The sequence below is a fragment of the Aeriscardovia aeriphila genome (assembly GCF_002259595.1).
In the GTDB taxonomy this organism is placed as follows: domain Bacteria; phylum Actinomycetota; class Actinomycetes; order Actinomycetales; family Bifidobacteriaceae; genus Aeriscardovia; species Aeriscardovia aeriphila.
This window is the reverse complement of the sequence record NZ_MWWU01000002.1, coordinates 149750-162076: the sequence shown is the minus strand read 5'-3', so window position 1 is coordinate 162076 and position 12327 is coordinate 149750. Positions and strand designations below refer to the sequence as shown.

At 53.6% G+C, this 12327-nt stretch carries 11 protein-coding genes and 1 tRNA gene; 2 read left to right on the top strand and 10 right to left on the bottom strand.

Annotated features, from left to right (window positions below):
• Positions 1–64: 64 nt before the first annotated feature.
• The 5 genes from AEAE_RS01740 to AEAE_RS01720 all read right to left on the bottom strand — a co-directional run bounded on the left by AEAE_RS01740 (position 65) and on the right by AEAE_RS01720 (position 5095).
• On the bottom strand, positions 65–1228 hold the full coding sequence (locus tag AEAE_RS01740; RefSeq protein WP_094689450.1) for a hypothetical protein: 1164 nt from the start codon (positions 1226–1228) through the stop codon (positions 65–67).
• Positions 1229–1404: 176 nt separating this feature from the next.
• Positions 1405–2274, bottom strand: a complete 870-nt coding sequence (locus tag AEAE_RS01735; protein WP_244569586.1) for a histidine phosphatase family protein — start codon at positions 2272–2274, stop codon at positions 1405–1407.
• Positions 2261–2659 (bottom strand): ribosome silencing factor, encoded by a 399-nt coding sequence (rsfS, locus tag AEAE_RS01730; protein WP_094689449.1) that lies wholly within the window; start codon positions 2657–2659, stop codon positions 2261–2263. Before rsfS ends, AEAE_RS01735 begins: the two co-directional genes overlap by 14 nt.
• An 84-nt stretch (positions 2660–2743) precedes the next feature.
• On the bottom strand, positions 2744–4168 hold the full coding sequence (glmU, locus tag AEAE_RS01725; RefSeq protein ID WP_094689448.1) for a bifunctional UDP-N-acetylglucosamine diphosphorylase/glucosamine-1-phosphate N-acetyltransferase GlmU: 1425 nt from the start codon (positions 4166–4168) through the stop codon (positions 2744–2746).
• A 144-nt stretch (positions 4169–4312) separates the two neighbouring features.
• Positions 4313–5095, bottom strand: a complete 783-nt coding sequence (locus tag AEAE_RS01720; RefSeq protein WP_094689447.1) for an HAD-IIA family hydrolase — start codon at positions 5093–5095, stop codon at positions 4313–4315.
• A gap of 240 nt (positions 5096–5335) precedes the next feature.
• Here AEAE_RS01720 and AEAE_RS01715 point away from each other — a divergent pair, with 240 nt between their 5' ends.
• Positions 5336–5626: a hypothetical protein gene (locus AEAE_RS01715; RefSeq protein ID WP_094689446.1), complete on the top strand. Its 291-nt coding sequence runs from the start codon at positions 5336–5338 to the stop codon at positions 5624–5626.
• Between the two features lie 7 nt (positions 5627–5633).
• Here AEAE_RS01715 and AEAE_RS06820 read toward each other — a convergent pair whose 3' ends face one another.
• Entirely contained in the window at positions 5634–5825 is a 192-nt protein-coding gene (locus AEAE_RS06820; RefSeq protein ID WP_148139938.1) for a hypothetical protein, read from the bottom strand.
• 91 nt (positions 5826–5916) lie between these two features.
• On the opposite strand from AEAE_RS06820, the gene AEAE_RS01710 reads away from it, so the two are divergent.
• On the top strand, positions 5917–9420 hold the full coding sequence (locus AEAE_RS01710; RefSeq protein ID WP_094689445.1) for a glycoside hydrolase family 2 TIM barrel-domain containing protein: 3504 nt from the start codon (positions 5917–5919) through the stop codon (positions 9418–9420).
• 326 nt (positions 9421–9746) lie between these two features.
• On the opposite strand, the gene AEAE_RS01705 is transcribed toward AEAE_RS01710, so the two are convergent.
• From AEAE_RS01705 to AEAE_RS01690, 4 genes are all read right to left on the bottom strand, one after another.
• Positions 9747–9820: transfer RNA gene (locus tag AEAE_RS01705), tRNA-Gln, on the bottom strand.
• Positions 9821–9940: 120 nt separating this feature from the next.
• Complete coding sequence (locus AEAE_RS01700) at positions 9941–10951, bottom strand: ribose-phosphate diphosphokinase (RefSeq protein ID WP_094689444.1); 1011 nt, start codon at positions 10949–10951, stop codon at positions 9941–9943.
• A 96-nt stretch (positions 10952–11047) separates the two neighbouring features.
• Positions 11048–11773, bottom strand: coding sequence for a nicotinate-nucleotide adenylyltransferase (nadD, locus tag AEAE_RS01695; RefSeq protein WP_094689443.1), 726 nt, complete (start codon positions 11771–11773; stop codon positions 11048–11050).
• A gap of 31 nt (positions 11774–11804) precedes the next feature.
• Positions 11805–12290, bottom strand: a complete 486-nt coding sequence (locus tag AEAE_RS01690) for a phosphoribosylglycinamide synthetase (protein WP_420809218.1) — start codon at positions 12288–12290, stop codon at positions 11805–11807.
• Positions 12291–12327: the final 37 nt, after the last annotated feature.

Below are 12327 nucleotides of genomic sequence, written 5' to 3'. Positions count from 1 at the left end.
ACAAGCATGCGTGAGCGTCTTCACTAAGCCACCTGAACGTGTACAGGAGGAAGAAAATCCCTTCCTATTTCTGCGTGCGTGAGGAAGAATCTCCCGCCGAACCTGACTGCGAAGAAGAATCGTTTGATCCCTGTGAATTGGCGTCAGAAGAAGAGCCCGTTGACGAATCAGAATTACTGGAATTGCCTGAATTAGTAGAGCTATTCGAACTATTCGAGTCAGAATTCGAACTGCCTGAGTTACTCGAGCTGGAGGAATCAGACGAACTTCCTGAATTCGTTGAACTCTGAGATTCGTTGGTATTACTCGACTGAGAAGAGTCTGAGCCATTGGTAGTTGAGTTTGTCGAACCATCGTCCTGAGAAGAACCAGAAGAAGACTGATTTTCAGCCTTCTTCTCCTCGTCGCTACCCGACTGGCTCCGTTCTTTCTGCTTACTGGTCTCCTCACCTTGCTGGGAAGAGTCAGGAGAGTTGTGGGTTGGAGTTTGCGAATGCTCAACACGCGTCGATGGCAGAACGGTATCAGTTGGTTTACCGCCAGTGATCAACATAATTCCGCCCGTCACAAGCGCGACAGAGAGAAGCGCCACCACAACGGATATGATGATGGCGAGTTTTTTCTGCTTGTTTTTCTTGAGATTATCAGCGCTCTGAACGGCTATATCAGGCTGATAATCTGGCGAAGAAGTACCTTGCAAAGCCTGTGACAAGGGCATGACAGTTGTAGAGCTCAACTGAGACTGGTCAGAGGTTCCCACAATCCGCCGATGTGCCTGCGAACTTTCCGGCACATCGGACGCACAAGCTGACGAAGGCTGCGTTGAAGAAGGCTGAACAGCAGTGGACGACTCGTGAGGAGAGCGAGATTGCTGCGAGTCGTCGGCAGAAGTGCTGAGAAGCTTCGAATTCGCCACTTTGAGGATGTTCTGGTACAGCTGGGAGGCGAAAGTTGAGATCATCGAAGCCAGTGCGGCGCCGATAATCGTTCCTGCAAGGCCTAATTTGCTCGACAGAAGAAAGACTGTCACTGCAGCAAGGCCACCAGCGAGAATTTGAATCCAGGAAATACCAGCAAAGAAATGACGGAAAACGCTCTTCTTACCGCCCTTTTCAGCGTCATTATGAGAAGGCGTTTGCGCTGGCAAAGAAGGTACAGGAGGTTTGCAGGATGCAGGCGCACCCTGCTCACCGTTCCAGCCTTGCCTGCTTCCACCTGGTTCGACCACTCTTATTCACCTCACCTTTCTGCCTCTAGTTGTAGTGCATGGCGATGAAGAATGGCTGAAAAATCGCGGGTTTTCTGTGCTTTTTCAGTGAAAAATAGCTGCACAAACTGAGCCCATCGCCTGCGGTCATGCTGAGCAAGTCAGCTGTGCAGCTATCACTCACACCATCACAGCGTTTAACTCAAACCAGATGGCGTCATTTCCCCATTCCAGTTACCCTGCTCAGCAATGCGAGGAGCATGGTTGAACTCCAGCAAACGCCAACGATAGGAACCGTCCGAGCGAACCACTGGCTCGAGGATTGCCCAGTAGGCGTTACGCATGGAACCTAATGCCTCATACACGCCGTCAGTTCCCTTGCCCAGCAAATACTGGATGGTTTGAGCAATGAGAGAGCCGTGGGAGAACACATACAGGTCGGTGGAAGAATCAAGCTTGTGAGCCCAGTCGTTGACAGCCTCCGCTCCCCGAGCACCGGTATGCTGCTTAGATTCTGCGCCATGCTTGAGCTCAGAACCCTTGCCTTCCAGCCAGCCGCGGAAATCCTGAGGATGGTTTTCCATCAACTCTTTCTGGCTTTTGGCTTCCCACTCACCAAAGTAGCGTTCACGAACACGAGTATCGAAGTGAACGTCGAGACCCAGCGGGTCAGCAAAAGCGTGAGCCGTTTGAGCAGCGCGGGTGAGGTCAGAAGCAAGAACAAACTGCTTGATTCCGTGCTCCCGTGCTTCGTCAGTGTCAACGTAGAGTCTGCGCAGTTCCTTACCAGTCTCGGTCACCTGCCACATGCCCTTGGCATCCAAAGGAATGTCAACCATGCCTTGAATGCGGTGAACGGCATTGTAATGCGTACGCCCATGACGGACAAAAATCACACGGCGGGCGAGCTGCTCGCGAGAGTTGGTGTGCCAGACGAGGTCAGCATCTGTACGCGGAGTGAGGTTACGGTCGTCCTGCACGCTGTAGCCCTGAAGAGGGGCAATGAGATACTGACCTGCAGCAGGCTCGACGTAGTCGTGAATGATGTCTGGATCATTCATCAGCATCAGCCTTCTTGGTGGTCTCTGGATGCTCTAAATGCAGCTCGATATGTGGGCAATCACCCCACAGCTTCTCCAGACCATAGAATTCGCGTGCCTCCTCATTGAAGATGTGCACCACGAAATCGTCATAGTCGAGCAGGGTCCACTGCGCTTCGAGCAGACCTTCGCGCGAACGAGGGTGCAAATCGCACTCCTGCCTCAGTTTCTTCTCGACTTCTTCTGCAACAGCCAGCACTTGACGGGGGCTCGACGCCGTTGCGAGCAAAAAGGCATCGGTAATAGCCACTGGTTCAGAAACATCAATGGCCACAATGTCTGCAGCCTTCGCTTCATTCGCAGCTTCAGCAGCCTTTTGCAATGCGACGACAGTATCCTCGCGTACGCTCATGTTTTCCTTTCTTCAAAAGCTTTCTGCCCTATTGTCGCAGAGAGCCTATCTCTTGCGCTCAAAGCTCACAATGCCTTGAGATTATCAGTTCTGAGAATCTTGCCCGCCTTCGCGTTCATAGCGCGGTTTCCAGCCTTTTACCTCGTGCTGGGTGTTCTCCGAATACACCATGGAACCATTGTCAACATTGTGGCGAACAACAGCACCTGCACCTGTGGTGACATCGTCACCGATGGTGACTGGAGCGACAATCATGTTTCCTGCTCCGATGTGAACGTTACTGCCAATCTCAGTGTGGTGCTTAAACTTACCGTCGTAATTAGCAGTAATAGTGCCACCGCCAAGGTTGGAATTATGGCCGATATGCGAATCGCCAACATAGATCAGGTGAGGAACCTTGGTGCCGTGGTCGATGTGAGCCTTCTTCATCTCGACAAACGCACCCGCCTTCGTATCCTCAGCAAGCACGTTACCAGGGCGCAAGTAGGTCCATGGGCCGATGTTGGCGCGGTCACCAATCTGCGTTTCTTGAATACGAGCGCGCTCCACGTGAGCGTTCTGACCCACAGTGGCATCAATCAATGTGGTGTACGGCCCAACCTCGCTACCCTGGCCTACTACCGTATGGCCTTGCAGGAAGCAGCCTGGCAAAACAGTGACATCTTGAGCAAGCTCAACATCATCGTCAATCCACGTGGTTGCTGGATCCCAAATGTTCACGCCTTCTCGCATCCACTGTTCGCAGACGCGCTGATTGTGCAAGCGAGCCAAGCGAGAGAGCTGAACACGGTCATTCACACCCTCAACTGCCAGTGGATCAGCAGCAACAGCAACACCCACATGGCCACATTGTTTGGCATTTTCCAAAGCATCAGTCAAGTAGAACTCCTGCTGGTTGTTATTCGCATCCAGGTGTGCAACAGCAGAAGCGAGCACAGAAGGAGTGAAGGAGTACACAGACGTGTTGACTTCCTTAATGCGCTGAGTTTCCTCATCAGCGTCTTTCTGCTCAACAATGCGATCGAAATGGCCGTTATCATCGCGCACAATGCGACCATAACCGAAGGGATTATCCAGCTTTGTTGCCAACACCATGGCAACAGCAGACTGATCCTTCTGAGCCTGAACCATAGCGCTGAGCGTAGGAGTATCCAAGAGCGGTAGATCACCAGCAGTGATAATCAGAGGATCTGTTTGCTTGCGGGCCCAATCAGCACCTTCTTGCTGCTCGAGGGCTTTCATGGCACATTGCACAGCACGACCTGTACCAGGAATGTCATCCTGCTCAACGAGAAGAGCTTGAGGAGCGACAGCCTTTACTGCCTGGCTCACCTGCTCTTTGCCATGACGCACAACGACGACAATTCGCTGCGCGTCCAAGCCTTGAACAGCTGCGAGAACGCGAGCAATGAAGCTCTTTCCTGCCAGGGTATGCAACACTTTCGGCGTGGACGACTTCATTCGTACGCCTTCACCTGCTGCCAGAACAATTGCTGCACTGATTGCCATAATTCCTCCTCAACGCACCCTTCGGCGCATGACTACCGTCCTATTATCCACTGACCCGACGAAGGTTTTGTGAAACAAAAAAACAGCGCTGACAATCTGGAGGAATTCCAGATTACCAGCGCCGTGACTGACCAGCGAAAAAGTTTAGTTATTGGCTTGTGCAGGCTTGTTTTCAAAGAAGCCATCGTTGACAAAGCCGATGAGGTCTTCAATGCCATTGACAATCTTGTTGGGCCGGTACGGGTACTTCTCTACTTCCTTGCGATCAGTGATGCCAGAGAGAACGAGGAAAGTAGCAAGGCCAGCTTCAACACCAGCGATGATGTCAGTATCCATTCTGTCGCCAATCATCGCCGTCGACTCCGAGTGACCATGAACGCGGTCGAGAGCCGTGCGAAACATCACAGGGTTAGGCTTTCCAATGAAATATGGTTCCTTACCAGTAGCAGTCGCGACCATAGCAGCCACCGAACCTGCTGCAGGAAGAACACCCTCATCGGAAGGCCCTGTTGCATCTGGATTAGTGCAAATGAAACGAGCACCTTTGTTAATCAAACGGATAGCTGTGGTAATCGCTTGGAATGAGAAATTGCGAGTTTCACCCAAAATGACGTAATCGGGGTCAGCGTCAGAAAGAACGTAACCAGCCTCGTGCAATGCGGTCGTTAAGCCAGGCTCGCCAATAACAAAGGCTGAGCCTTGAGGGATTTGACGCGATACAAATTCTGCAGTGGCCAGAGCTGAAGTCCAAATATTCTTCTCAGGAACATCGATACCTGAGCGCTTCAGGCGGGCAGAAAGATCGCGAGGAGTGTAGATCGGGTTATTGGTGAGCACCAAGAATTCGCGATTGTTACGCTTCAGAGCTTCAATAAACTCGGCAGCACCAGGCAAGGCAGTGTCTTCATGAACGAGAACACCATCCATATCGGTAAGCTATGTTTTCACAGGACGCTTCGTCATGATTATCCTTTCTTCAGCACTCTCGTTAGCTTGATTGTAGCCGAGGCACTAGCTTGATGTGGTGCTTTCACTGTGAGAACTGTTCACTGAGGAAACTGTTTACCTTAAGAACTGTTTACTATAGGAACTTTTCCCCGGCGAGACGGTATATACTGTATAAATAAGATTGCTTCACCGCGGAAGGAATCTTTTAGGAGTAGAGATATGCCAAAGCCGACAAAGGAAAACTGGAAAGGTGCAATCTGGGTAGGAACAGCGCTCTTTGTTGAGAATTTATTCTTTGAACCCCTCTTCATCATTACGAGGGGATTCTCAAGTGATAGGTTCTGGGGAACTGGATTTCAGATGGCTCTTGATATCTTCTTCATCACCCTGGGAGTTCTCAAGTATAAAAGTGCCCCACGTTGGATCACTGTGACCTTAACGATTGCTATACCTTTAGCTTTTCTGCTCCTCTGCTTCCTCATTAGTTTTTACTTCCATACAGCTGCTTAACCAGATGTCAGAAGAAACAATAATCCCCTGGTGTAAAGCTGCCCAGATCCCAACTTCCTTCTTTGACCAGACGATTTCCCGCCCACTCAGTAGCTGTTACAACAGTGTGAGCGGTCGTTTCTTCAATTTCTTTGTGAGAAACCGTCCTTTTGTACTTTCCCACACGCAGGCTACCTCGCTCTCGTTTGTTGCCATTCATTGCATTTTTACTCTCTGCTCACTGTCGTGTACTTAAAACTCGGCAGGTGTTCCTGCAATAATGAGTGAGAACACATTTGCAAAGGAGCATTATGTTTATCCCTCATTGGTACGAAGATCCGCACATCTTACACCGCGAAACCCAGCCAAACCGTGCGTATTACATTCCTGCAAGCACGCCTACTGACACTTTTGTTGATAACCGCCTGCATTCGGACCGTTTCCAGTTGTTGAGCGACGAGGATGCCGCGGTGACAATCTTGGGGGCTGAGAAGCCTGGCAACAAGTGGCAATTCCGTTACTACTCCAGCCTGTGGCAGCTGCAAGAAGAACAAGACGAGATTACCAGCGCCCAGCCATCCCCGAACGGCGAAAATGCAACCTTCCCGACGCCATTCTTCGCTGCCGCCGACTTCACCCCGGGAGCGGAGTACCACGCGGTTGCTGTGCCGTCCGTGTGGCAAAACCTGGGCTGCGAGCCGCATATGTACACCAACGTCGACTACCCCTACCCCTGCGACCCGCCTTTTGTGCCGCAGGATAACCCGTGTGGCGTGTATATTCGCGACTTCACGTACACGCCTGACCCTCAGGCGCCGCGTGCATTCCTCAACTTTGAAGGCGTCGACAGCGCATTCTACGTCTGGGTCAACGGTACTTTCGTCGGATATTCGCAGGTTTCTCACTCCACTTCCGAGTTTGACGTCACTGAGCAGGTGCGCGAGGGCAACAACCGCCTGACCGTGCTCGTGCTCAAGTGGTGCGATGGCTCGTATATGGAGGATCAGGATAAGTTCCGCTATTCCGGAATCTTCCGCGACGTCTACCTGCTCAAGCGCCCTGCCCGCGCTATTCGCGACTTCTTTGTTCACACAAGTTTGGCATCTGATCACTCTGCGGCTTGCGTCGACGTCGATTTTGACTTCTTTGACGCTTCTGTTCTTCCTGTCGAAGCCAAGCTGGTAGATAACCAGGGTTTAGTTATTGCCTCAGCTTCGAGCGTGCCGGCAGCTCAGGTCAGCGAAAACCCTCAGGGCTTTACTCCTCGCTCTCATGCCCACCTTGAGATTTCCAATCCCCAGCTGTGGAATGCCGAAAACCCCTCCTTGTACACGCTGATTCTGACCACCAGCGACGAAGCTATCGAGGAGCACGTAGGAATAAGAAGCATCCGCGTTGATAATCAGGAGGTGTTGCTCAACGACAAGCCGATCGTGATTCACGGAGTCAACCGCCACGATTCTGACCCGGTTAGCGGACCGGTCATCTCCACCAGCCAGATTCTCACAGATCTGCGCATGATGAAGCAGCATAACGTCAACGCAATCCGTACCTCCCACTACCCCAATGCCCCACGCTTCTACGATTTGTACGACCGCCTCGGCTTCTTCCTCTGCGACGAAGCGGATAACGAGAGCCACGGAACATCATCAGCGCTCACGAAGGCCGATGAGAACAGTCAAGAAGTGTGGAATACGCGCATTGCCGATAATCCGGAGTGGATCGAAGCGACCGTCGACCGCACCCGCCGCCTGGTGGAGCGCGATAAGAACCATGCGTGCGTGCTGCTATGGTCGATGGGCAACGAATGCGCTTACGGCTGCACTTTTGAGAAGGCTTTGGCTTGGACGAAGGCTTTCGACCCCTCACGCCTCACCCATTACGAGTCGGCTCGCTATGTGGGCAAGGATGAGGTGTGCGATTATTCGAATCTGGATGTACATTCGCGCATGTATCCGCCGCTCGAGGAGATCGACGAGTACTTCTCTGCCGACGGCCCGCGCGGTGACCATTCCAACGGTGACGACGGCGATAATGGCGTCAAACCGTACATTATGTGCGAGTACAGCCATGCGATGGGTAACGGTCCGGGCGATTTAGAAGAGTATTTCGACAAAATCCAGCGCTACCAGGGCTTCATGGGCGGTTTCGTGTGGGAGTGGTGCGATCACGTGATCGACCGCGGCACTGATGCTCACGGCACCTACCAGTATTCTTACGGTGGCGATATGGGCGAATACCCCAACGCTGGTAACTTCTGCATGGATGGCCTGGTATACCCGAACCGTCGTGCGCACACTGGCTTGGAGGAGTTCAAGAACGTGTACCGCCCGGCCCGCGTCACTGAGTTTGACATGGCTTCTGGCACGCTTAGCCTGCATAATTATTGCGATTCCACAGCCTTGCCTGAGATTATCAGTCTGCAAATTCAACTGATGGTGGATGGAACGGCGGTGAGGAGCATCGAGCTTGCCGCCCCTGCTGTGGCACCGCATAGTGATGGCAGCGTGGTGGTTCCCGCCGAGTTCTTGCACACTGCTGTGGGTAGCGTACCCGGTGACGCGCTGCCGCCTGCTTGGAATGCTGTGAAGAGCGAGAATGCTGTGACGGGCGAAGACGCTGTGAGGGGCGAGAATGCTGCTCGCTTGGGCCAGTACCGCTTGGTTGTGCGCTACCGCGCACTCCACGCTGCGCAAACCGGTATTCTCGCCTTCCACCATGCGGGCGATGAGCTTGGTTTCGACGAAATTGCTCTGCCTGAGCTTTCAGGCACCACTGCCGTTCAGCAGTGGGTGAGGAACCAGACAACCCATGCCACGACCGCCACCAGCGCGAACGACGATGCAGAACCCGCCAACAGCAGCGCTGGCGATGGTGATCGCAGTGATAATCTTGCTGGCCAAGCCACGAGCACGATGAACGAGATTGGTGCTCACCTGCAGGTTGCCGCCCCAACGGCTACCTTCACTTTCGACAAGCGCACCGGCCTGGTCGAGCAGATGAGTGTCAATGGCCGTGAGCTGTTTGCCCGTCCGATGGCGCTCAATGTGTGGCGCGCCCCGACGGACAACGATTCTCAGGTGGCTCAAGCCTGGCGTCGCGCGCAATATGATCGCGCTTACCTGCGCGCGTACACGAGTGAGGTACAGCAGCTGAGCTCGGGTGCCGTTGAGCTGCGTTTTACCTGCAAGCTGGTCGCCTCGATTGTTCAGCCAATTGCGACGGTGAATCTCACCTGGACGGTGTCGGCTTCGGGGGTGCTTCGTGTGGAGATGCACGTCGTCAAAGACCCTGTTTTCCCTGATTTTCCGCGCTTCGGCTTCCAACTCTTCCTCAAGCCCGAGCTTGCCGAGGTGAGCTATTGCGGTTTGGGCCCTAATGAGAGCTATCGCGATAAGCGGCGCAGCTCATGGCACGGTGTGTTCCGTTCGAATGCGATGAGATTGTTTGAGCCGTACCTCATGCCGCAGGAAAACGGCAGCCATCACGACTGCTCATGGGCTCAGGTTGGTGACGCGCGCTCGGCTTTGCTGGTCAGTTTTGACGACTCGTCCGAGATTAGCAGCGCGGGAGTTCGCCATAACACGGGCTTCGACTTCCAAGCACTGCCTTATTCTGCGCAGGAGCTGACTGCTGCTCGCCACCTCGATGAGCTGCCTCAGAGTTCGGCAACCGTGGTCCAGCTGGATTATCAACTCAATGGCATCGGTTCGAATTCTTGCGGACCAGCGTTGCAATCTCGCTATCGCTTCAGCGCTACTGAGTTCAACTTTGCTCTCACTCTCCTGCCGCTGGCAGGCTCTGGCGTGAAGTGACAGTTGCGTTCATCGAATACACAGAAGCCTACCGCCTGGTGGGCTTCTTCTGTCTAAGCGGTTCTGCCGAAGCTGTCTCGGCGGCCCTACTGAAGCTGCGATCTCCTCGTTCGCCGTCTCCACGCTCACTGCCTACAGGCTCCGAGTCTCCATCATCTCAACCTCAGCATTCATCTCCATTCGCTCGCTAACTCACTGATTGACACTGACAGGCTGGCTAACTACTGACTAACTGGAAACTAACTGGCTAACTAACGAACTAGCCGACAGCCGTCCACGTGTTGCGCGTACAAAACAAAAAACCGCGATCGATTGACCGCGGTAAGTGGTTCCTCCACCTGGACTCGAACCAAGACTAAGGGTTCCAAAGACCCGTGTGCTGCCATTACACCATGGAGGAATAGCCGAAACAAGATTACCCAGAATTAGCCATTTTTTCAAATAACACACGCCGGTAGTCTCGTATTTCTTGAGATTATCAGCGTGCTCTGTTCACTTGTCGGCTCTCTACTGCCCTAGCTCAGGCGTAGAGGAAGTCTGGATGCTCCTGTGGATAATCTTCGAAGAGCTTGGCCATCGAGCCGTCCATGAACACGGACTTCATTGCTGCTGCGAGCAGTGGAGCAATGGAGAGAACGGTCATGTTTGGCAGGCGCTTCTCTTGTGGAACAGGAACGGTGTCGGTGACGACGATTTCCTTAGCACCGCATTCGCGCAAGCGCTCGATGGCTGGATCGGAGAAGATGGCGTGGGTTGCCACGATGGTGACGGACTTTGCGCCAGCTTCGTTCAGGCAGCGGGTCGCACCGACGATGGTGCCTGCGGTGTCGATCATATCGTCGACGAGGACGCAGTCGCGGCCTGCCACATCACCGATCACGCGGTGGGAAACAGCCTGGTTGGCGTGGTGAATGTCGCGCGTCTTGTGGACGAAGGCGAGCGGGTTGCCACCCAACTGTGCTGCCCACTGTTCTGCAACGCGGATTCGACCGGCGTCTGGGGAGACAACAGTGAGGTTGTCGGTGGCCATCTTCGAGCGAATGTAGCTGACGAGCAGTGGCATTGCTTGCAAGTGGTCGACTGGGCCGTTGAAGAAGCCCTGGGACTGTGCTGCGTGCAGGTCCACGGACATGATGCGGTCGGCACCTGCTGCAGTGAAAAGATCGAAGATCAGACGAGAAGTAATTGGCTCGCGGCCCAAGTGCTTCTTGTCCTGGCGAGAGTAGCCGAGGAATGGAACAACAGCGGTGACGGAACGTGCGGATGCACGCTTCATGGCGTCGATCATGATGAGCTGTTCCATGATCCACTTGTTGATGGGCTGAGTATGAGACTGCAGGACGAAAGCGTCTGCACCACGTACCGACTGCGTGTAACGGCAATAGATCTCACCGTCTGCAAAGTCGTAAGCCGTAGTCTCAAGGACGTCAATGCCAAGCTGCTTGGCAACATCCTCGGCGAGCTTCGGGTATGCGCGTCCAGTTACCAGCACCAGGTTCTTATCAGGCGTGCCTTCAAGAAGTACACTCACTCTGAGTTCTCCCAACTTTTTCGCGAGATCAACCGTTTCGTATCGAGTTTATCCGTTGAAGCAGACAGCTCGATACTGCATAGCGTAACCGTGTTTCTAGCTTAAAATGCTGGCTTCGCTGATCGGCGCCTCTCCTGTTTGCTCTGCGTCCGTAGGCCTGCGGTACAAGCCATGCTTGTAGATGTACTCCACCACACCATCGGGAACGAGGTAGCGTACCGGCTCTCCCTCCCCTGCTCTTCTTCTCACATCAGTCGAGGAGATTGCCAGTGCAGGAATTTCGAGTGCATCTACTGTTCCTTGCGGAACGGACAGTTGTGTGAAGTCAGTGGAATAGCCTGGCCTCGTCACAGCGACGAAGTGAGCGAGATTCCACATTTTGTCAGCATCTTTCCAGCGCATGATTTCTGCAATAGCGTCAGCACCGGTAATGAAGAAGAGCTCTGCGTCTGGGTATTCGCGGCGAATATCGCGCAAAGTGTCAATGGTGTAGGTGATGCCTGGGCGGTCGATATCGACTCGAGAGACGGTGAATCGCGGGTTGGAAGAGGTGGCAATCACTGTCATCAGGTAGCGATCTTCCGGGTCGGTGACGTTCTTATCCAGTTTGAACACTGGACGGCCGGTGGGCACGAAGATCACTTCGTCGAGGTCGTATACCCATGCCACTTCGGATGCGGCAACCAAGTGGCCGTTGTGAATCGGGTCGAAGGTGCCACCCATGATGCCGATTCTCAAATGCTCGTGATGATTTCCTTGCGCTGAGCTTTGAAGCCAGAGTGCATTGGGATGGTCTCGAGTCCCTGCCAGTGGTGTGCTCATACTCTTGTTTGTCTCTCCTGGTGAATGAAGCTCAGTTGTTATCTTGAGCTTTCTCTTCTGCTTGTTTCTTCTTAATGTCTTCGCGAAGCTGCTCGGAAGAACGGGAGGTTACAGCACCGATCTTGCTCATATCCTCGTTCCATTCTTCCTTGATCACTCGGTTAATCTCTGCGAAGGTAGGCAGTTCAAAGTCGGGCTGGTATACCTTGCGCACGCGGGCGACGTGACCGGTGATGGCGATCAACTGGTCGGCCATTTGGTCGGTGTCGCTGGCTACTTCCGCGTCCCTGAAGTCGCGCAGGTGGCGTTCCACGGAGTTCATGTTGGATTCGACTTCTTCCAGCTGGAATGGCTGTGGTGTAGCGAACTTGGTTGCTCCGTGGTGGTCAGGCCATCCCATGAGCACCGCGTCGGAGTATTCCAAGGCTGCGCGGGAGTGGGCGGTAGGAATGCCGTCTTCGATTTGAACGATGAAGACATAACGAACTTGAGACAAGCGCTGTGAGGCGATCATCATCGCATCGTTGGCGTCCACTGTCGCTTCTGGTGCTGGC

Bases quoted from the DNA above. Each gene is read 5' to 3' on its own strand.
- AEAE_RS01735 (WP_244569586.1), bottom strand. From the start codon at position 2,274: ATGCTGATGAATGATCCAGACATCATTCACGACTACGTCGAGCCTGCT.
- rsfS (WP_094689449.1), bottom strand. From the start codon at position 2,659: ATGAGCGTACGCGAGGATACTGTCGTCGCATTGCAAAAGGCTGCTGAA.
- glmU (WP_094689448.1), bottom strand. From the start codon at position 4,168: ATGGCAATCAGTGCAGCAATTGTTCTGGCAGCAGGTGAAGGCGTACGA.
- AEAE_RS01720 (WP_094689447.1), bottom strand. From the start codon at position 5,095: ATGGATGGTGTTCTCGTTCATGAAGACACTGCCTTGCCTGGTGCTGCC.
- AEAE_RS01715 (WP_094689446.1), top strand. From the start codon at position 5,336: ATGCCAAAGCCGACAAAGGAAAACTGGAAAGGTGCAATCTGGGTAGGA.
- AEAE_RS06820 (WP_148139938.1), bottom strand. From the start codon at position 5,825: ATGAATGGCAACAAACGAGAGCGAGGTAGCCTGCGTGTGGGAAAGTAC.
- AEAE_RS01710 (WP_094689445.1), top strand. From the start codon at position 5,917: ATGTTTATCCCTCATTGGTACGAAGATCCGCACATCTTACACCGCGAA.
- nadD (WP_094689443.1), bottom strand. From the start codon at position 11,773: ATGAGCACACCACTGGCAGGGACTCGAGACCATCCCAATGCACTCTGG.
- AEAE_RS01690 (WP_420809218.1), bottom strand. From the start codon at position 12,290: ATGATGATCGCCTCACAGCGCTTGTCTCAAGTTCGTTATGTCTTCATC.